Raw genomic sequence first — 19,009 nt, 5'->3', positions numbered from 1 at the left:
CTAAATAAATGCCACATTGTACTGTATTTTTATGGACTTGTTAAAGCCTATAGCAAGATTGTTGCGCAAAAAATCTCAGAAAAAAGCACCGCACTTTTGTTTCCTTTGCTTAGCGCCAAAACAGGTGCAAGCAACGGGTGAGAAAAATTGGGGATTTGTAAAAGATGTTGTACAATACCGCCCAATTTTTTGCTTAAAACAGAAGTATTCCAATGAAATTTATTATTAAACTTTTCCCTGAAATTATGATTAAAAGTGAAAGCGTGCGTAAACGCTTTATTAAAATTTTGACAGGGAATATTCGCAATATTTTGAATAAATATGACGACACAGTGGCCGTGGTGAAGCACTGGGACTATATCGAAGTGCGGTCAAAAAATGCGGAAAATCGTGCCTTATTAATAGAACTATTAGGACGAATCCCCGGCATTCATCATTTTCTTGAAGTGGAAGAAAAACCGTTCAACAACGTGCAAGATATTTTCCAACAAACGTTGCAAGATGTAGCACCGTTGCTTGAAAACAAAACCTTTTGTGTGCGTGTAAAACGTAAAGGCAAGCACGATTTCTCTTCTCTTGATGTGGAACGCTATGTCGGCGGTGGCTTAAATCAACATATCGCCAGCGCAAAAGTGAAACTCAGCAATCCCGATGTTACTGTTCGCATTGATATTGAAGACGACAAAATGATGTTGGTGAAAGCCCGTCATACAGGGCTGGGCGGTTATCCTATTGGCACGCAAGAAGATGTGCTTTCGCTTATCTCGGGTGGCTTTGATTCGGGTGTATCCAGTTATATGCTGATTCGCCGCGGCTCGCGCGTGCATTATTGCTTCTTTAATCTGGGTGGTGCGGCACACGAAATCGGCGTAAAACAAATGGCGTATCACATTTGGAATCGCTTTAGTGGCTCGCACAAAGTACGTTTTGTGGCGATTAATTTTGAGCCTGTGGTGGCAGAGATTTTAGAGAAAATCGACAACGGCCAAATGGGCGTGGTGTTAAAACGAATGATGGTGCGCGCTGCAAGCAAAGTGGCAGAACGTTTTGGTATTCAAGCCATTGTTACGGGCGAAGCACTCGGTCAAGTTTCCAGCCAAACGCTCACCAATTTACGCCTAATTGATGAGGCCGCCGATGCCCTTGTGTTGCGTCCACTTATCACCCACGATAAAGAACAAATTATTGCAATGGCAAAAGAAATTGGTACGGACGATATTGCGAAATCAATGCCGGAATTTTGTGGCGTGATTTCAAAAAATCCAACGGTTAAAGCGGTACGAGAAAAAATTCTTAGCGAAGAAAATCATTTTGATTTCAGCGTATTAGAAAGTGCGGTGCAAAATGCGCAATATTTAGACATTCGCCAAATTGCAGAACAAACGGAAAAAGAAGTGGTGGAAGTGGACACCATTTCTGTATTAGGCGAAAACGACATTGTCATTGACATCCGCAGCCCCGAAGAAACAGACGAAAATCCATTAGAACTAGTAGGGCAGGAAGTGCGTTTAATCCCATTCTATAAACTTTCTACTTTATTTCCAGACTTAGACCAAAGCAAAAATTACGTCCTTTACTGTGACCGCGGCGTAATGAGCAAACTCCAAGCCCTTTATTTAAAAGAAAATGGGTTTGGGAATGTGAGAGTGTTTAGAAAATAGTTGTTAGTAGATAGGCGATAAAAAAGAATGCACCATTGAAGAATGGTGCATTTTTATTTGAAAAAATTTGAGCTACGTCACATTTTTTAATATTCATTGTTGTATTCAATTTATATTTAACTAGGATAAAAATGTTAAATTTATGTTAAAAATGTAAATAAAAGGGGTGGCTATGTTAATAAAAGTGGGGATGTTTCAAACCTTAGCGCTTGCCGTAGTAGCTATTTATGTTGGGGAATTTATTCGTCAGCAATTTCCAATCTGGAAAAAATATTGTATTCCTTCTCCTGTTATTGGTGGTGTGATTTTTGCGTTACTAACAACGTTAAGCCACAGTCTAGATTTAATTTCCTTCCAGTTTGACTATAAAACGATTAATACATTTTTCTATAATGTGTTTTTTGCCGCAATGGGGTTTGCCGCAAGTTTTGCACTATTAAAGAAAGGGGGAAAATTAGTCCTTATTTTCAGTGTATTAGCTGCTATATTGGCGATTTTGCAAAATGTTTTAGCTCTTGGTGTTGGAACATTGTTGGATATGAACCCATTAACTGCATTAATGGCAGGCTCTATTCCATTAACGGGTGGGCATGGTAATGCTGCTGCGTTCGCGCCGTTAGCAGAGCAGCAAGGTGCGGTTGGCGCAATGGAAGTTGCAATTGCTGCCGCAACCTTTGGTTTGGTGGCGGGTTGTATGCTTGGTGGGCCATTAGGCAGAGGTTTGATAAAAAAACACCATCTAGAACATCAAGTAGAAAATGGGCAGGTTGTTGAGCGTGAAGATAATGGCATTCTTGCCAAAATTAGTTATCGCCGTTCAAGCCAAGCCGCATTTTTATTGCTTTTGGCTTGTGGTATTGGGCAAACGCTCTTTTACCTTACACAAGTCGCATTTCCTAAAGTGAACATTCCTATTCACGTAATGAGTATGTTGGGAGGGGTGGTTTTACGTTTAATTTTGGATACGAGAAAGCGTGACAATCAAGCCTTGTATGAAACCATTGGCATTATTGGAGAGATTTCCCTTGCCATTTTCGTTTCTGTGGTGATTATTACGATGCAATTATGGAAACTTGCCGATTTGGCGATACCGTTAATTGTTATCTTGGTTTTGCAAGTCTTATTGTGCTATGTATTTTGCGTTTTCATTACGTTTAGATTATGTGGTAAAAATTATGACTCAGCAGTGATAGCCACAGGTCATTCCGGTTTCGGATTAGGGGCTGTTCCTGTTTCAATGGCAACAATGACCGCGGTTTGCGCCCGCTATCGCTATTCCAAGATTGCTTTCTTTGTTGTGCCGTTAATCGGTGGATTTATTAGTAATATTAGCAATGCCTTAATTATTACTTTTTTCCTTAATGTTGCAGAGACAATGCTCTAATAAAAATCCACCTGAGAGGGTGGATTTTTTTAATTTTATTGCGCTGAAGGCGTTTTAGCTCTTTTAAGAATAAATGCCCAACCTGTAGAGATGAATAGTAGGGGAAATACTACGGTGATTATCTCTCAGTTATTCGCATTTCTTTTTCTAATAGCCCAAATATGCCATTTGGAATAGCATTAACTTGTTTACAATCTTAATTTCTGCAACGAACATTTCGTCAGTTTAACTGACTTTTTCTTTTTACCATTTTATCCAAAATAGAACATCTATCTGCTATCTAAAATAGTTTATAAAAAAATTAAAAAATATTAAATAGCCGCTTGACTTATGATTTCGGGGGGGGGGTAGAATAGGTGCCGACCAGATTTAGCTAAATTTGGTAAGTTTAAGATTTAATTCTATTCCATGGAATAAAATCGCCTGTCTAATTATCAGAGAAATTATTTAAGGAAATAAAATGATGAAAAAAGACAACGCAATCAAATTTTCATTAACGTTAGTTGCATCAGTTATTTTAGCTGCTTGTAGTTCAGGTGGTGGCGGTAGTTCTGATGCGCCAGCTCAAAACAATGCTGCAAATCAAACCACTCAAAGCCAACAAGTTGTTGCTCCTACAACTCAGGAAGAAGCAACTCAAGAAACAGCTCAAGAAGAAACTACTGTTACACCAGCTGCTAGCAAAGAAGATTCACCAGTTGGTTACAAAGTTGTAAACAAAACTAACTCAGACTTCCAAGTTAAAGGTCGCCCTGATGAAGGCAGAAACTCTGTTGCTGGTGTGGCTGAGTCTATGTTAACTCAAAACCCAGAACCAAGTTTTGACACATTAGTTATTGCAGCGCCAACAACTAAAGCAGGTAACAAATCTATCGCTTATGTAGAAGATTTAGATGTTACAGGCCAGGATAAAGGTGTTGGTAAATTAGAACATATCTATATTGGTACTCAGACCGTAGCTGGTGGTGTTGATCGTGCAGAGGCCGATCGTGAAAATGCCTTTGGCAACGTTACAAAAACTAAGACTCAAGGTACAGAAACAGGTTCAGTTTTAGTTTATGAAGCTAACCGTCAAAACTATACGGACTTCCATGCTGATAACAGAAGTGACGTAAAACAAGATACTGTAGCAGAATTATATGGTCGTAACACAATGAGTCTCGACAAAGAAGTTAATGCGACAGAGAACTTACCATTAGCCGCTCATTATGGTGAACGTGCAACTCATCGTGGTGATGGTCACTTACAATTAGTTCAATATGGTCGTGTAACTACCGCATTAGACTCTAGCAACTTGAAACAAGAAGAAGCTAATAAAATTTTAGCAGCTAACTTCAAACCAGGTCTTAAATTAAATGGTGACTTGGATACTTATGTTGTAGCTTATGCTAAATACAATCATGAGAATGACGAAGGTAAGTTTGAGAAAGAAGATAACTACTTCGCGCGTGGTATCCACAATATCTCAGCAGAAGATTTAGCTAAATTAGAAGGTAAATTAACCTATAAAGGTCACGCAGTAACTTATGGTTTAGATCATGATATTCATGGTTTACCTGCAGAGGCGACAGAAGATGCACCAACAGCATTACTAGAACCTAAAGCTCGTGATATTAAATTTGTAAGTGGTACGCATGTATTAGCTGATGTAGATTTAGCATCTCGTAAAGTAGATGGTAAACTTTATGATGTATTTACTGTGGATGGTGATAAGCACGATAGTGACTTAGTTAAATTCAACGGTGATTTAGCTGCAAATGGTGCAATCACAGGTACATCAAATCTTGCTTATGTTAAAGAAGATGCAGTTAACTATGGTGGTACATTCAATGCAACTATCTATGGTAATGAAAAACTTGGTTTAGATAACACTGAGTTAGGCGGTGCTGTAGCAAGTCATGAAGGTGGACCAGGTAAAGTGGTTGATAATAAATTGGTTGACAATAAATGGGGTGCTGTATTCGGTGCAGAAGATGTAACTAAAAAAGTTATCGCGCCAAAACCAGTAGAACCAAAACCAGTAGATCCAACACCAGTAGTGGTACCAAGCAACCCACTAGGCCAAGCTGAAAATGCTGAGCAAAATGTTGGTACAGTTAATAGCGTAAACTAATTATTACTGCTAAATAGTCAAAACAGCTCCTTTAAGGAGCTGTTTATTTATTATTTCAATGAATGTTAGGAAAAAGTGAATGCAAATAAAAAAATATTTCACGATTACGCTATTATCTTCTCTTGCGATGACTGCTTACGGAAATGAAGTGAATCAACAAATTACTCAAGCACAGCAACAAGATAATAGTAATATAGATCGTTATGCCATTGAACAAGAGAATCAGCAATTAAGAAATGCTTTAAGCTATCAGCAAAAAGTTTCCGAATTGAAAAAGAAAGATGATGGTTATGTACGTCTTACAGGTAAGGAATTACGTGAAAATCCTGCTATCTTAGAGCATTTATTCCTTGATTCCTTAATTAAAATGAATAAGCCTATTCTTCCTAGCTTAATTGGAATTTATAAAAATGTTCCTGAACGAGATGAATCTCTTATCGAGTGGGCGGAAGCATTATTAGCAACAGATAAGAGTTTAGGGACTGCAAGTGATAAATTCAGTAAGTTAAATAAAAACTTCCCGAATAATGATTTTATTGCGTTTCAATACGCGAGCGTTTTATTCGCGAATAAACGCTATGTTGAATCAGAAAAACTGTTTAAACAATTAAGTTCATCAGCTAGAACTAAGCAAGATGATGAAGTTTATCAACAATATCTTAAGGCGATAGATCAAAAATCTGAATGGAATTTCCGTTTAGATGGCAATTTTTTAAATGACAGAAATTTAAATCAGGCGGCTCCAGCAGGAACGACTTGGACTCTACCTAATGGTGGAACTTATACATACAATACTGAACGCCAGAAAGGGAAAGGGATTGCATTAGGTTTAAGTACAGATAAACAATTCTTTTTAAATAATGGACAATATATAGCCTTTAACGCGTCAGCTAGAGGTAAATATTATTGGAATAACCATAAATATAATGATTTAAACCTGAACGCGGGTATCGGCTATGGTTATCAAGATGCAAAATTTGGTGTTGAAGTTCGTCCATATTTTTCTAAACGCTTATATCGTGGTGGTTTAAGTGATTATGGCTCATTAGATTCTTATTCTAATACATGGGGAAGTTCACTCTCTTTAAATTATTGGTTTATGCCAAGACTGAGATATAGTACTTATTATAACTTCTCTCGTACTATCTATAATAAAGACGCTAACCGTATTAGTAATGGGAATGGTCATTTCTTAACAAATGCGCTAACTTATTTCACGCCTAGCGGTCAATATTTTTATGGTGCGCTTGACCTTGGTTGGAAGAAAGCTGAAGAAGATACAGAATCTTATTTTAGAAAAGGAATTCGTTTTTCTTGGGGAAGAGAATGGCCTTATGAATTTATGTCTAGCATAACCTTAGGTTATTCAATAGTAGAAAGAAAAGAAGCCTTGCTATACGACATTAAGCAAAAAGATAAGACATATTTTAGTTCTTTATCTCTTTCCAATAAGAAATTAAGTTATAAAGGCTTTATGCCGAAATTAACTTGGTCTTATACAAAGGTGAAAAGCAATTACCCAATTTTTTCTTACAATGCTAACGATCTAATGTTAGAAGTAGAAAAAACATTTTAACTTATGATGTTTAGGCCAATGTGATAATTGGCCTTTATTTTTATCATAAAAACACTTCGTTTACCTATATTGCTTAGATGCAATAAGAGCTGTTATTTACAAATTAATAGCCATTTGCATTCCTTTCTCCACACTTTCATAGATCAACGCAATCAATTTCAGCACGTCAGTAGCTTGTTGAGCGGTAACTTGCAATGGGGCTTGTTCGCGGAGAGCGGCGTAGATGTTATCGTAATAGGCTTGGTAGTTGCCGCGTTCGGTTTCAATGGGGCTGCGGATAACAATGCCGTTGATTTCGGTGTGCAGTAGTCCCCAGTCTTTTTCAGGCTCAGCGTTCCAATCGCCTTGTGGTTTTATGCCTTTGAGCAATAGGGCTTCTTGGTTATCCATTGTGGCTTTGATGTAGCTGCCTTTAGTACCTTGTAGCATAATATAAGGGGAAGGTTCGCGGGCGCATTTGGTGGAAGATAGCACCACTTTTTTGTCCGCATAATAGAAAATAATTTCAAAATTATCTTCCGATTTTGCGCCTGCACGTTGTGCTTTCATATCCGCATAAAGTGCGGTGGGAATACCGAATAAATCTACGCAATGGTCGATCAAATGCACGCCTAAATCATAAACTAGCCCAGAGCCAAATTCGCCCGTTTCTTTCCACGCTTTGCTATTAGGTTTTTGGCTGAACCGTTCGTAACGCATTTCATAATGCACAATTTCGCCCAACATTTGATGTTCAAGCAGTTTTTTCACCGTTAAAGCACCATTATCCCAACGGCGATTTTGGTAAACGGAAAGCATCACATTATGCTGTTTGGCGAGTTTATCTAGCTCTTCTGCTTGCGCAGGGTAAACCGCAAGGGGCTTTTCTATGATGACATTTTTGCCCGCTAAAATCGCTTGTTTTGCCATTTCATAATGGGTGAGATTCGGTGTGGTGATGATGACCAGATCAATATCAGGGCTGAGTAATTGCTCAAACTGATGTACCACTTCAATATAAGGATAGGCCTGTTTCGCTTTTTCGCTGCTGCGTTCAAACACTTTACGCACTTGAAAACGCGGATCGAGATCTAAAAAAGGCATATGAAAGGTTTTGGCGGACATTCCAAAACCTGCAATGGCGACATTAATGATTTTTTCCATTTGATTTTCCTATTGAATTTCTTTTAATTTCTGCAAAATTTGCTGTTCAGGTAAGGCCTGAATTTTGCGAATACGTTGGATAAGCAGCACGGCGGCGACCGTTAAGCTCACCACAAATCCCACCCAAAAACCTGCCGCGCCTATGCTTGGTATTAGCCAATCGGTGCGCGATAAAATATAGCCCAACGGCATTCCAATGCCCCAATAACAGAACATTGTGATGTATAAAATGGATTTAGTGTCTTTATAGCCACGCAATGCCCCTGCGGTGATCACCTGAATGGTATCGGAAAATTGGTATAAGGCAGAAATTAACAGCAAATGGCTAGCGATTAGGATCACTTGTTTATCGGTAACATAAATTTTGGGGATCTGTTGATTGAATAACACAATGATAGACGCGGTAATACAAGCTAAGGCTAATCCCACCGCAAGGGCAGAGTGAAACACCACTTTGGCTTGCTTTAATTGCCCTTCACCTAAACGTTGCCCCACTAAAATGGTGGTTGCCATTCCTAAGGAAATGGGGAAAGTGAAAATAAATGAACTTGTTGTTAAAGCTACTTGGTGGCTTGCTACCACATCTGTACCCAGTGGGGCGAGTAAAAGGGAAGAAAGGGCGAATAATGCCACTTCGCAAAATAGCGCAATACCAATAGGGAAGCCTAAGCCTAGCACTTTTTTTAAGGTGGAAAAATCAGGTTTTTCAATGATTTTATCAAAAAGATGAATATCACGCTGACTGCGAGCTTGACGTGAATAGCTAATCATCATTAAGCACATTGCCCAGTTTACAATTGCTGTTGCAATGCCACAGCCCACCGCACCAAAGGCTGGCACGCCAAGTTTGCCGTAAATAAAAATATAATTAAGCGGAATATTAAGAAATAATCCCGCAAAGGTGATCAGCATTGTTGGCGCCGTTTTAGCGATGCCGTCATTTAAACAGCGAAAATTGATCATCAGCAAATAACCGGGTAAGCCCCACAGCATCGCGTGCAGATAATCAATAGTGATTTGTGCCAATCTTGGCTCCATTTTCATATGGCTGATGACATAATCGCTGTAATAAATAAACAAACCAAGAGGAATACAGCTTAGCACCACCACCCACATACCTTGTCGCACATAATGAGCGATCCGCTGGCGTTGGCCTGAACCATTGAGATAAGAAATAATCGGCGGCAAGGCAAGCAGTAAACCGTGTCCTAATAAAATTAGCGGTAACCAAATGGACGCACCCACCGAAATCGCCGCCATATCCGCCGCGCTGACGCGACCAGCCATAATGGTATCCACAAAACCCATTGAATTTTGTGCCATTTGCGCCAGTAAAATGGGGAAGGCGATCGCCACCAATTTGCCCATTTCTTGGCGATGATGTTGAATGAAACTAAATAACATAAAAATATCCGAATTTGTTATATACTATTGCAAGTTTTACCGAATTTACGGTGATGATTTTTAAGATAAGAGAGCTAATTATGTTTACAGGAATCGTGCAGGGCGTAGCCCAAATTCATTCTATTGATGAAAAATCTCATTTTAGAACACAGGTAGTGAAAATGCCACAGGAATTAACCGAAAATCTGGAAATTGGTGCGTCTGTGGCAAATAACGGTGTCTGCTTAACCGTGACCAAAATTGAAGGGGATTTAGTCAGCTTTGATTTAATGACCGAAACCCTACGCATTACTAATTTAGGCGAATTGTGCCAAGGGGATTGGGTGAACATTGAGCGTGCGATGAAAATGGGCGATGAAATCGGCGGACATATTTTGTCTGGCCACGTTTACACCACCGCCAAGGTTTCGCAGCGTATTGTGTCAGAAAATAACCTGCAAATTTGGTTCGAGTTGCCAGATCCGGCCTTGATGAAATATATTCTCACTAAAGGATTTATCGCCATTGACGGCATCAGCTTGACCATCGGCGAAGTGAAAGGCAACGAGTTTTGCGTAAACCTTATTCCAGAAACCATTCATCGCACCTTGATCGGCAAGCGTGAAGTGGGGGATTTAGTGAATATTGAAATCGATCCACAAACCCAAGCCATTGTGGATACGGTGGAACGCTATTTAGCCAGCCGTGGTGAATAATGGCATAAAATGAAAAACTAAAGTGCGGTCGAAAATTACGAAATTTTTCACCGCACTTTTTTAATCGCATTCTGTGTTACGATGTGGCAATATGCAGTAAACGGCACGCAACAGCGATATGGGGGCAATATGCAAAATGATTTTTGGAGTTCCGCGCTTTTTTCCATAAGCGTAACTTTACCGACCTTATTGTTGTTAATACTCGGCATCGGGCTGCGAAAACGCAAAATCATTGACGATAAATTCAGCCAGCAAGCCACTAGCGTGGTGTTCAAAATCACCTTGCCCGCCTTACTCTTTCTTAACGTGTTTAAAAATCCCATTGCTGAACTGAATGAACAACTGGTGATGATTTGGGCGTGCGTGCTAGGAACCTTACTACTGTTCCTTTGTGCAGAAATTTTCGCCGCAAAATTTGTGCAAGAAAAGCGAGAACGTGGCACGTTTGTGCAAGGGGTTTATCGCGGAAATTGTAGTATTTTAGGGCTAGCATTTTGCCTAAATGCCTATGGCGATGCCGCATTAGTGCCAGCCACCATTTATGCCGCCACCACGGCGATTATTTACAATGTGTTAGGCGTGATCACCTTAAGTCGCTCCCTTTCTGACGGCAAAGTGAATATTCCACGAATGATCTTAAATGTGGCAAAAAATCCCTTAATTATCAGCATAGTATTAGGCTTTTTAGCCAGTTATTTAAACTTGGCCATTCCTAAATTTATGCTCACCACAATCCAATATCTCGCCACAATGACCTTACCGCTTGCGTTGATCTGTGCTGGTGTCAGCATTGAATTAAAAGCCTTGTATAAAATTTCAGGCATCTCTTTATGGGCAAGCATAGGGCGAGTGATTGTTGCACCGATTTTTATGGTGTTACTGGGCAAATTATTTGGCTTTAGCGGCGTGAATTTAGGTGTGATTTTCTTAATGAATGCCACCCCAATGGCGGCTGCGGCTTATGCAATGGTGCGTGGAATGGGCGGCAACGCCAACACCGCAGCGAACATTATTGGCATTACCACTTTCGCATCAATGTTTATCTCTGCCTTAGGCTTAACTATTTTGCACCAAATGGGCTGGGTGTAAGAATCAGCGAAATAAAAAACAAAAGGGCGAAAATCTTCGCCCTAAAATTTGTTAAAAAATCATCGCACTTTATGGTTTAAGCGAGATCTTCACCGCACAGCGTTCGCCTTGTTGGAGCGGTTGTGCAATTCTTGCAGTTTCCAAACAAACCATTGTTTTATAACCTGTTTCGCTAATTCCACCAGTGGCTTTATGCCAAGGATTCCACAGCACCACATTGCTTGCATTATGATGTGCCACATTAATTGTACGCCCGTCCCCTTTATCGACAATGTGATGCGAAACAGGGGATTGCACCGTATAAATGCAATCAATATGCTGATCAATTAAACGTGGGGAAGGCACATTTTCTTGCTGCTGCGTTAATGCGTTGAAACATTCCGTTGGCAAGTTTTGCACTTCCACATTGGCCACATCGCTTAAATTAAAATAGCTATGCAAAGCAAGTTGGGCAGGTTCTTGTCCGTAATGCTGAAAAATAATTTCGCAATCTTGACTAAAGATCATTGTGGTTTTGGCTTCAATTAAATGATCTGAAGAAAATAAACAAAATTCCAACCGCACTTTGTTTTCTTCAATTTCATAATCACTGAGTTGCCATAAACTGATACGCGCATAACCGTGCGCGGGGGATTTTGCGCCACCAAACCAAGGATAGCAAATTGGCACGCCACCACGAATAGCATTGCCTAAGGTAAAAGGTTCAATTTCACTCAGCCAAAGCACGTCTTTCTGCGCGCCTTTCGGCTGCCAGCTAAATAAATGTGCGCCTTGAAGCGAGATCAAAGCTTTGCCCACTGGGTGATCTAATGCGATCACAGGGATTTCATTATATTGTTGTAGGCTTAATTCTGGGGTAAGTTGTTTAATCGTTTTCATTGTGCTTCCTTAACAGTGCGGTATTTTTTATGATGAATTTTATTCTAAATTAAAGATAATAAAAAACCGCTAACTAAGCGGTTCTTTTATTAATCTCACTCTTTTAATTGCTGATTTAGCTTATAAACAAATAAAGCGCCAATAGCAACCCAAATAATAAGCCCTAGTGTAATGCCCATTTATTCCTCCTCATTCCGATTTTCAACAGCACGCCGACAAAGTCGTCCTGCCAAAATAAAAAGATAAATACCGATGGTTAATAGCGCTATATTTAATAGTTTTATAGGTAATGAATCATTTCCATAAATCATAACAGGTATAGCAAGAAAAGCAACTTTTGCAATGTCATCTGAGATTTTTGCCCAAGCAGCCAAGGTTCCTTTTTCATAAGGTTTTTTGAAAATGTTTAGCATTACATATACCTTGTTAAATTAACAATTCAACCCTGTGCTTTCTGCCACTTGCTCAACCACTTGGCGTAAGGCTTTGGCGCATTGGTGAAGTTGTTCTAGCTCATCGGCAGGCAGTTTGTATTTCAAAATGCGTTCTACGCCTTTGCTACTGATGACCATTGGCACGTTCACCACCACATCGTTTAAGCCGTATTCGCCATTGAGCATTGTGCCAACGGGCAAGACCGAATATTCATTAATGCTAATGGCGCGAATAATGCGGAACACGCTCGCCGCAATGGCGTGATTGGTGTTGAGTTTTAAGCTAAACACTTCTAAACCAATGGCTTTGGTTGCTTTGAGTAGCTCTTGTGGATCGAGCATTGGTACATCGTTTTGCTGGCAAAAATCATCGATTTTTTGCCCTGCGATATTGACGATACTCCAAGGAATAAAACTATTTGCGCCGTGTTCGCCCATCACATAACCGAAAACGTTTTTCGGATCGATTTTTACTTTATCGGCAATAATTTTCATCATTCGCGCCGTATCCACTACACAACCTGCGCTAATCACACGGTGCGCAGGGAAGTTCGTATTGCGAATAATGAAGTGGGTGAGAATATCACAAGGATTGGTGACCACAATGATAATCGCATTGGGTGTATAACGTTCTAATTGACGAGCAATATCCACGGTGATTTTCGCATTGATATGACCAATTTCTAAGCGATCTTGCCCCACTTTAATTTGTGCGCCAGCAGTGATCACCACCACATCGCTATCACGGGTATCTTCATATTCACCGGAAATAATTTTAGTGTTTTTGGCGAAGGTTAATGCACTGGTATGGCTGAAATCTAACTGTTCGCCACGGGTGCGCTCTTTGTTGAGATCCACCAAGACCACTTCTTGGCATTCGCCCATTGTCAGAAGATAATTACAAATGCCCACGCCCACCGCGCCTGCACCGATAATGGATATTTTCATTGTGTTTTCCTGTATTTGTTATAAGTTAAGTTGTTTTCAAAAGGGCGTTAATCTTACTTTATCTGTTTCCCTTGCTCAACGCCTGAATAGAAAGTGCGGTGTTATTTTTGCGAATTTTTTGCTATTTCGCTTAAAAAATTAACAAATGTTCGCACCGTTGGCGCAAGCCCGCGATTTTTATAATAAATGGCATATAAAGGCACGCTTTCTACTTGCCAATCGGGTAATAATTTTTGCCAATGAGGTTGAATTAAGCCTGAAAGCTCAGGCAACAGGGCTATGCCGTAGCTATCTTCAACAAGTTGCGCCAACACTGAAGCATCATTGGCTTGTAAGGCTTTTTTCCCTTGAATTAATTCCCGTTGATTGCCCTGCTTGAAAAGCCAATGTTTGCCATCACTTTTATGCAGCAAGCGGTGGTTTTTCAGTTCTTGTGGGGTGAGTGGCGTGCCATTTGCCTTTAAATAATGAGGTGAAGCGTAAACCCCAGAATCAATATCTAATAAATGTTTGGCAACCACATCATCAAGATCAAGCTCACCAATGCGTAAGGCAATATCCACGCCTTCTTGCAATAAATTCGCGCGGCGGTTTTCCATTGTAATATTTAACTCAACATCCGGGTGTTGCTGTAAATAGTGCGATAAATGGGGCGTGAGCCAATAACGCAAAATTTCACTAGAAACGGAAATACGCAGTAACCCACGGGGCGTGGCTAAACAATCTGCCACAGAATTCACCGCACTTTCTGCCGCTTCCACCGCAATTAAGGCGTGTTGATAAAAATGTTCGCCCAGATCATTTAGCCGTACCCCATTGCGATTACGATCTAGCAGTTTGCTGCCCAGTTGATTTTCTAATTCGGTTAAACGGCGGCTTAAGCGAGATTTTGGCACGTTCATCTGTTCTGCCGCGTGCGTGAGGCTACCAGATTGGATCACGGTAACAAAAAAGCGCATATCATTGAGATCGATTTGTTGCATAAATAGAACCTTATGTTTCAAAATTGACTATTGTTCACTATATGGAACAAGTATAAACTACGCCACAAGAAATAAGCAAACAGATTAACAAACAAGGAGAAAGAAAATGCGTATTTTGGAATTAGATAGAATTAACGAATTAGCTCGCAAAGCAAAAGTTACCGCACTTTCTGAAGCTGAATTAAATGAGCGTAGTGCGTTACGTCAGCGTTATTTAGCGGCAATCCGTGGACAATTAACCAATATTTTATCTACCGTAAGTGTGGTTGATCCAGACGGCAATGATGTTACCCCAACTAAATTGCGTGAAGCGCAACGTAGTGGAATGCAAGTTGCAACTTATTAATGAACTAACCGCCCTGAATATTCAGGGCATCACAAAAAAACAGAATTTATCAAATTTAGGAGAAAAAATTATGCGTACAGTAAATCGAGTTTATACCGCACCACAAAAACACTGGGTGGGTGATGGCTTTTATGTATCACCTTTATTTTCACATAGCCAACAAGATAAAGTAACTAGCCCGTTCTTAATGCTAGATTACGCAATGCCAATGGAGTTTAAACCTCACAACGGCGCACCACGCGGCGTAGGCGCACATCCTCACGCAGGATTTGAAACCGTTACAATCGCATTGCAAGGTGAAGTAGAACACCGCGACAGCGATGGCAACGGCGGCGTAATCGGCGCAGGCGATGTGCAATGGATGACCGCAGGGAATGGGATCGTTCACCAAGAGTTCCATAGCGAAAACTTCAGCCGCACAGGCGGAATGTTTGAAATGCTACAACTTTGGGTAAACTTGCCAGCGAAAGACAAAAACGCGCCAGCTGGTTATCAAAGCATTAAATCGGCAGATATTTCAACTTATCACTTTGCGGATAATGCAGGAACAGCACGCATTATTGCTGGTGAGCTTGACGGCGTAAAAGGCCCAGCTCGCACCTTTACTGAGTTAAATATGTGGGAAATGGATATTAACGCAAACCACAGCGTCACCATTAACGTGCCAGAAACCCATCATTTAATGTTGGTGGCATTACGCGGATCTGCCGTGATTAACGACAGCGACCGTGCGAATCCAACAGAATTGGTGATTTTCAACCACGAAAGCGGCGAAGTAAAAATCACCGCAGGTGATGAAAACGTGAAAATGGTGCTACTCAGCGGCGTGCCAATTGATGAGCCAATTGCAGCCTACGGCCCGTTCGTAATGAACACCCGCGAAGAATTAATCGAAAAATTCAACGCGTTTAACAAAGGTGAGTTTGGTGATATTCATTAATCATCAATAACGAACCAAATAACCAACCAAGTGCGGTGGTTTTTAGGAAAATTTTCTCTAAAACCACCGCACTTTTTTATTTCAATGTCAAAATTTTCACTTCATCATTTACGCGAATAATCCCCGTATTCAATGGAATTAAATTAATGCCGAAAAGTGGTGCGCCTTGTTCGTTTCGGTTGAGTTTTTTCAGCGTGCGGAAAGGTTCCATTTTCGGATCTGTTTGGTTGGTGGTAGGGTTGCGAGTGGTGAGTACGCAGCGTTCGCAAGGTTTGCTGTGTAAGAATTTGACTTCACCGATTTGAATTTCACCCCATTGCTGTTCTTCAAAGGGGGCGATGCCGTCAATAATTAAATTTGGGCGAAATTGCAGCGGTGAAATTGAACTTGGGCAAGCTTGCTGTACCGCGTTAAAAGACGCTTCAGTGGTGAGCAAAAGTGGGTAGCCATCGGCAAAAGAGAGCGGTTGGTCGGGGTAGCGTTTAATTTTGCGTTGCGTGTGTTCGCCTGTCCAGCGCAATTGCACGGCACGGCCTATTTTCTCGCTAAACCAGTGATTAATTTCTTGCGATGCAAGCAATGAGTTAAATTCATTTCCCCACACTTCGCAGGCTTGGCTTTGCTGAAAATCCGTATATTGGACTTGAATGGCTGAACCATCTTTATGCTGAATATATAAACCAAGTGGTGTTGGTAAGGCGTAAAAATGATACAGTTCGGCATCTTTGCGTGCGCTGATAAATGTGCCATCAGGTTCGGTGAGCATAAAGGTGCGATCAAAATTTAGCCCTTGCGGTTGAACCACGGCTTGCGCCACTTCATAATTTTGCGTAGATTTGATGGGGTATAAGTAAATATGCTGTAATTTCATTGCTTAATCCTGATAAAGTTGGTTGTAAAGGGCATTTTCAAAACGTACTAAGGGCGCACGTTTGGTTTTGTTTTCCAGATCGCCCGTGGAATAGCCGTTAATAAATTGTACGAAGGCAATGGACTCGCCTTTGGCATTTTTCATAAAGCCCGCGAGGTTATAAACCCCTTTTAACGCCCCTGTTTTCGCGGAAATATTTTGCGCTAAAGGGGGATTAATCATCGAACCGCGTCCGCTTAATGTGCCATCTACTCCCGCAATGGGAAAGCTGTCTAATAAATGCAGTTGCGTTTCGTGATTGGCAATATATTCAAGGGCTTGCAACATAATATCGGCAGAAATTAAGTTGTGGCGTGAAAGTCCAGAACCATCGGCGATAACGCTATTATCGAATTTTATACCCGCTTGAGATTGCAAAATTTGGCGCATTGCTTTCGCGGAAAGTTGAAAGGACGTAGGGCGTTTGTAATAGTGATAACCAATGGTGCGAAAGAGGGCATCAGCAATTTGGTTATCAGATTTTTTCATCATTTTTTTGATCAAATCTGGCAGCGGTTTAGACAAATGTTGCGACAAAATTCGCCCTTTTTGTGCTGTGTGTGGCTGTTGAATTTTACCGTTAAATGCAATGCCAAGACGGTTTAATTGACGTTGAATAATGGCTGCTGCATAAGCATTGGGATCTTGCACAGCAAAACTGAGTGCAAAAGGTTTGCTTTGACGAGCAAGGCAGCCTTTAATCTGATAGCGATTGTTGTCGTGCAACACGGCATCAAGTTGGCAATAAGGCGCTTCTTCTTTGCTTGCCACACGAACTTGGCCGAACACTTGCACGGGATATTGCGCTGGCACGTTGAATTTCACCAGTTCACCCACAGGCAAATTGGCATCAAGATCTACATAAAAACAGTTGTGATTGATATTCACCGCCGCAGGGGGCGAATTAAAGCACATTGACAAATCATTCCAAATCCAACCTAAGCCACGGTCGTGTCCTGTAAACACGGAAGTATCTAAAATAAGATCCCCTGTAATGCGCTGAATACCTTGTTGTTTTAATTGGGCAAGTAGCTGATACAGTTGATCACTGGTTAAATCTGGGTCGCCAGTAAATTTGGCAATTAAGTTACCGCGTAACTCGCCATTTTTAATATCACCTTGGCGTAGCAGACTTGTTTCAAAATGAAATTCATCGCCAAGAGTCAGTTTGGCAGCGAGCGCAGTAAATACTTTTTGCGTACTTGCAGGAAGCATAAAGGTTTGTGGATTAAGTGCGGTGAGAATTTCTTGCGTTTTTAAATTTTTCGCCACAAAAGAAAGACTCGTTCCCGTAGGAAGCTGCGTGCTAAGTTGTGCCACGTCCACTTCAGCGGCGCTATATGGCGTGTGCAAAGTAAAGGAAATGCCTAATACAAAAGGCAGTAGTTTTGATGATAATTTGTACATAAATAATCGCTATGGTTGCTATTTTTTTTTAGAAACACAATAATAGTGCCGGATACTGCGAGAGTAAAATTATTTCTCGCATAAAATGGTGTAATAACGCGGTTTACATCAAAATGATTTTTTGAGCTACGGCAAAGCTAAACAATGAAAACGTGTCGCTTTGTCGTGGTTTTGTTTCTAAATATAAAGAGAAAATTATGCAAAATAAAATCATCAACATTGGCGATATTGAAGTGGCTAATGATAAACCATTTGTTCTATTTGGTGGAATGAATGTGTTGGAAAGCCGTGATATGGCAATGGCAGTGTGTGAAAAATATGTTGAAGTAACGCAGAAATTCAATGTGCCTTATGTGTTCAAAGCGTCTTTTGATAAAGCGAACCGCTCATCAATTCATTCTTACCGTGGGCCGGGAATGGAAGAGGGGTTGAAAATTTTCCAAGAATTAAAAGATACCTTTGGCGTTAAAGTGATTACCGATGTACACGAAATTTATCAATGCCAACCTGTGGCTGAAGTGGTTGATGTGATTCAGTTGCCAGCATTTTTAGCGCGTCAAACCGATCTTGTTGAAGCAATGGCGCGCACAGGGGCGGTGATCAACGTGAAAAAACCACAATTCTTAAGCCCGGGGCAAATGGGAAATATCGTAGAAAAAATTGAAGAATGTGGTAACGATAAAGTGATCCTTTGTGATCGTGGAACTAACTTTGGCTATGATAACCTTATTGTGGATATGCTGGGTTTTAGCGTAATGAAAAAGGTTTCCAAAGGTTGCCCGGTGATTTTTGACGTAACCCATTCTTTGCAATGTCGTGATCCCTTTGGTGCAGCATCAAGCGGTCGCCGTGCACAGGTAACAGAATTGGCACGCTCAGGGCTAGCGGTAGGGCTAGCAGGATTATTCCTTGAAGCACACCCTGATCCACAAAATGCCAAATGCGATGGGCCTTCTGCGTTGCCATTAGCCAAATTAGAAGCCTTTGTAAGCCAAATGAAAGCGGTAGATGATTTGGTTAAGTCTTTTGAGGAATTAGATACCGCGAATTAATGCGATAAAATCTAAATTCTCTTACCAAAGTGCGGTAAGTTTTTA

The 19,009-nt window shown here is 40.7% G+C and carries 17 protein-coding genes; 9 read left to right on the top strand and 8 right to left on the bottom strand.

The genetic code is table 11. From position 1 onward, the window contains the following. Window positions 1-212: 212 nt before the first annotated feature. The 4 genes from thiI (at window position 213) to L5B76_RS01280 (ending at window position 6,734) form a co-directional block, all read left to right on the top strand. Complete coding sequence (gene thiI / locus L5B76_RS01295) at window positions 213-1,661, top strand: tRNA uracil 4-sulfurtransferase ThiI (protein WP_265753938.1); 1,449 nt, start codon at window positions 213-215, stop codon at window positions 1,659-1,661. 172 nt (window positions 1,662-1,833) lie between these two features. Then, window positions 1,834-3,045 carry a sodium/glutamate symporter gene (gene gltS, locus L5B76_RS01290; RefSeq protein WP_265753937.1) on the top strand — a complete coding sequence of 404 codons (1,212 nt, stop codon included), beginning with the start codon at window positions 1,834-1,836 and terminating at the stop codon, window positions 3,043-3,045. Between the two features lie 460 nt (window positions 3,046-3,505). After that, window positions 3,506-5,158 (top strand): transferrin-binding protein-like solute binding protein, encoded by a 1,653-nt coding sequence (locus L5B76_RS01285; protein ID WP_265753936.1) that lies wholly within the window; start codon window positions 3,506-3,508, stop codon window positions 5,156-5,158. A 79-nt stretch (window positions 5,159-5,237) separates the two neighbouring features. Then, a complete protein-coding gene (locus L5B76_RS01280) occupies window positions 5,238-6,734 on the top strand; it encodes a surface lipoprotein assembly modifier (protein ID WP_265753935.1) in 1,497 nt (498 codons plus the stop codon). 96 nt (window positions 6,735-6,830) lie between these two features. Here L5B76_RS01280 and L5B76_RS01275 read toward each other — a convergent pair whose 3' ends face one another. Continuing rightward, window positions 6,831-7,877: a Gfo/Idh/MocA family oxidoreductase gene (locus L5B76_RS01275; RefSeq protein WP_265753934.1), complete on the bottom strand. Its 1,047-nt coding sequence runs from the start codon at window positions 7,875-7,877 to the stop codon at window positions 6,831-6,833. 9 nt (window positions 7,878-7,886) lie between these two features. Next, on the bottom strand, window positions 7,887-9,281 hold the full coding sequence (locus L5B76_RS01270) for an MATE family efflux transporter (protein ID WP_265753933.1): 1,395 nt from the start codon (window positions 9,279-9,281) through the stop codon (window positions 7,887-7,889). An 80-nt stretch (window positions 9,282-9,361) separates the two neighbouring features. On the opposite strand from L5B76_RS01270, the gene L5B76_RS01265 reads away from it, so the two are divergent. Together L5B76_RS01265 and L5B76_RS01260 are read left to right on the top strand one after the other, a co-directional pair. Continuing rightward, window positions 9,362-9,976 (top strand): riboflavin synthase subunit alpha, encoded by a 615-nt coding sequence (locus tag L5B76_RS01265; RefSeq protein ID WP_115249698.1) that lies wholly within the window; start codon window positions 9,362-9,364, stop codon window positions 9,974-9,976. A gap of 129 nt (window positions 9,977-10,105) precedes the next feature. Beyond that, the gene (locus tag L5B76_RS01260) at window positions 10,106-11,065 is read left to right on the top strand and encodes an AEC family transporter (protein ID WP_265755504.1); all 960 of its coding nucleotides are present in this window, start codon (window positions 10,106-10,108) and stop codon (window positions 11,063-11,065) included. Window positions 11,066-11,134: 69 nt separating this feature from the next. On the opposite strand, the gene L5B76_RS01255 is transcribed toward L5B76_RS01260, so the two are convergent. From L5B76_RS01255 to L5B76_RS01240, 4 genes are all read right to left on the bottom strand, one after another. Further along, a complete protein-coding gene (locus tag L5B76_RS01255) occupies window positions 11,135-11,944 on the bottom strand; it encodes a D-hexose-6-phosphate mutarotase (protein ID WP_265753932.1) in 810 nt (269 codons plus the stop codon). A 179-nt stretch (window positions 11,945-12,123) separates the two neighbouring features. Next, window positions 12,124-12,357, bottom strand: a complete 234-nt coding sequence (locus L5B76_RS01250) for a hypothetical protein (protein ID WP_265753931.1) — start codon at window positions 12,355-12,357, stop codon at window positions 12,124-12,126. An 18-nt stretch (window positions 12,358-12,375) separates the two neighbouring features. Next, window positions 12,376-13,326 carry a lactate/malate family dehydrogenase gene (locus tag L5B76_RS01245; RefSeq protein ID WP_265753930.1) on the bottom strand — a complete coding sequence of 317 codons (951 nt, stop codon included), beginning with the start codon at window positions 13,324-13,326 and terminating at the stop codon, window positions 12,376-12,378. Between the two features lie 101 nt (window positions 13,327-13,427). Continuing rightward, window positions 13,428-14,309 carry a LysR family transcriptional regulator gene (locus tag L5B76_RS01240; protein WP_265753929.1) on the bottom strand — a complete coding sequence of 294 codons (882 nt, stop codon included), beginning with the start codon at window positions 14,307-14,309 and terminating at the stop codon, window positions 13,428-13,430. Between the two features lie 106 nt (window positions 14,310-14,415). On the opposite strand from L5B76_RS01240, the gene L5B76_RS01235 reads away from it, so the two are divergent. Further along, window positions 14,416-14,655 (top strand): DUF896 domain-containing protein, encoded by a 240-nt coding sequence (locus L5B76_RS01235; protein WP_103855086.1) that lies wholly within the window; start codon window positions 14,416-14,418, stop codon window positions 14,653-14,655. 70 nt (window positions 14,656-14,725) lie between these two features. Then, window positions 14,726-15,595 (top strand): pirin family protein, encoded by an 870-nt coding sequence (locus L5B76_RS01230; RefSeq protein WP_265753928.1) that lies wholly within the window; start codon window positions 14,726-14,728, stop codon window positions 15,593-15,595. A 76-nt stretch (window positions 15,596-15,671) separates the two neighbouring features. On the opposite strand, the gene L5B76_RS01225 is transcribed toward L5B76_RS01230, so the two are convergent. Both L5B76_RS01225 and dacB read right to left on the bottom strand, forming a co-directional pair. Further along, a complete protein-coding gene (locus tag L5B76_RS01225; protein ID WP_265753927.1) occupies window positions 15,672-16,466 on the bottom strand; it encodes an MOSC domain-containing protein in 795 nt (264 codons plus the stop codon). A 3-nt stretch (window positions 16,467-16,469) separates the two neighbouring features. Continuing rightward, window positions 16,470-17,912: a serine-type D-Ala-D-Ala carboxypeptidase gene (gene dacB, locus L5B76_RS01220; RefSeq protein ID WP_265753926.1), complete on the bottom strand. Its 1,443-nt coding sequence runs from the start codon at window positions 17,910-17,912 to the stop codon at window positions 16,470-16,472. Window positions 17,913-18,109: 197 nt separating this feature from the next. Here dacB and kdsA point away from each other — a divergent pair, with 197 nt between their 5' ends. Beyond that, window positions 18,110-18,964 (top strand): 3-deoxy-8-phosphooctulonate synthase, encoded by an 855-nt coding sequence (gene kdsA / locus L5B76_RS01215; RefSeq protein ID WP_265753925.1) that lies wholly within the window; start codon window positions 18,110-18,112, stop codon window positions 18,962-18,964. The last annotated feature ends 45 nt before the right edge of the window (window positions 18,965-19,009 follow it).

Source organism: Avibacterium sp. 21-594, from assembly GCF_026226815.1.
GTDB classification, from domain to species: Bacteria; Pseudomonadota; Gammaproteobacteria; order Enterobacterales; family Pasteurellaceae; genus Avibacterium; species Avibacterium avium.
Note: the sequence above shows the minus strand (reverse complement) of the source record. Positions and strands in the feature narration are given on the sequence as shown.

Excerpts from the sequence above, each read along its gene's own strand:
- thiI (WP_265753938.1), top strand. The coding sequence starts at position 213 with ATGAAATTTATTATTAAACTTTTCCCTGAAATTATGATTAAAAGTGAA.
- gltS (WP_265753937.1), top strand. The coding sequence starts at position 1,834 with ATGTTAATAAAAGTGGGGATGTTTCAAACCTTAGCGCTTGCCGTAGTA.
- L5B76_RS01285 (WP_265753936.1), top strand. The coding sequence starts at position 3,506 with ATGATGAAAAAAGACAACGCAATCAAATTTTCATTAACGTTAGTTGCA.
- L5B76_RS01280 (WP_265753935.1), top strand. The coding sequence starts at position 5,238 with ATGCAAATAAAAAAATATTTCACGATTACGCTATTATCTTCTCTTGCG.
- L5B76_RS01275 (WP_265753934.1), bottom strand. The coding sequence starts at position 7,877 with ATGGAAAAAATCATTAATGTCGCCATTGCAGGTTTTGGAATGTCCGCC.
- L5B76_RS01270 (WP_265753933.1), bottom strand. The coding sequence starts at position 9,281 with ATGTTATTTAGTTTCATTCAACATCATCGCCAAGAAATGGGCAAATTG.
- L5B76_RS01265 (WP_115249698.1), top strand. The coding sequence starts at position 9,362 with ATGTTTACAGGAATCGTGCAGGGCGTAGCCCAAATTCATTCTATTGAT.
- L5B76_RS01260 (WP_265755504.1), top strand. The coding sequence starts at position 10,106 with ATGCAAAATGATTTTTGGAGTTCCGCGCTTTTTTCCATAAGCGTAACT.
- L5B76_RS01255 (WP_265753932.1), bottom strand. The coding sequence starts at position 11,944 with ATGAAAACGATTAAACAACTTACCCCAGAATTAAGCCTACAACAATAT.
- L5B76_RS01250 (WP_265753931.1), bottom strand. The coding sequence starts at position 12,357 with ATGCTAAACATTTTCAAAAAACCTTATGAAAAAGGAACCTTGGCTGCT.
- L5B76_RS01245 (WP_265753930.1), bottom strand. The coding sequence starts at position 13,326 with ATGAAAATATCCATTATCGGTGCAGGCGCGGTGGGCGTGGGCATTTGT.
- L5B76_RS01240 (WP_265753929.1), bottom strand. The coding sequence starts at position 14,309 with ATGCAACAAATCGATCTCAATGATATGCGCTTTTTTGTTACCGTGATC.
- L5B76_RS01235 (WP_103855086.1), top strand. The coding sequence starts at position 14,416 with ATGCGTATTTTGGAATTAGATAGAATTAACGAATTAGCTCGCAAAGCA.
- L5B76_RS01230 (WP_265753928.1), top strand. The coding sequence starts at position 14,726 with ATGCGTACAGTAAATCGAGTTTATACCGCACCACAAAAACACTGGGTG.
- L5B76_RS01225 (WP_265753927.1), bottom strand. The coding sequence starts at position 16,466 with ATGAAATTACAGCATATTTACTTATACCCCATCAAATCTACGCAAAAT.
- dacB (WP_265753926.1), bottom strand. The coding sequence starts at position 17,912 with ATGTACAAATTATCATCAAAACTACTGCCTTTTGTATTAGGCATTTCC.
- kdsA (WP_265753925.1), top strand. The coding sequence starts at position 18,110 with ATGCAAAATAAAATCATCAACATTGGCGATATTGAAGTGGCTAATGAT.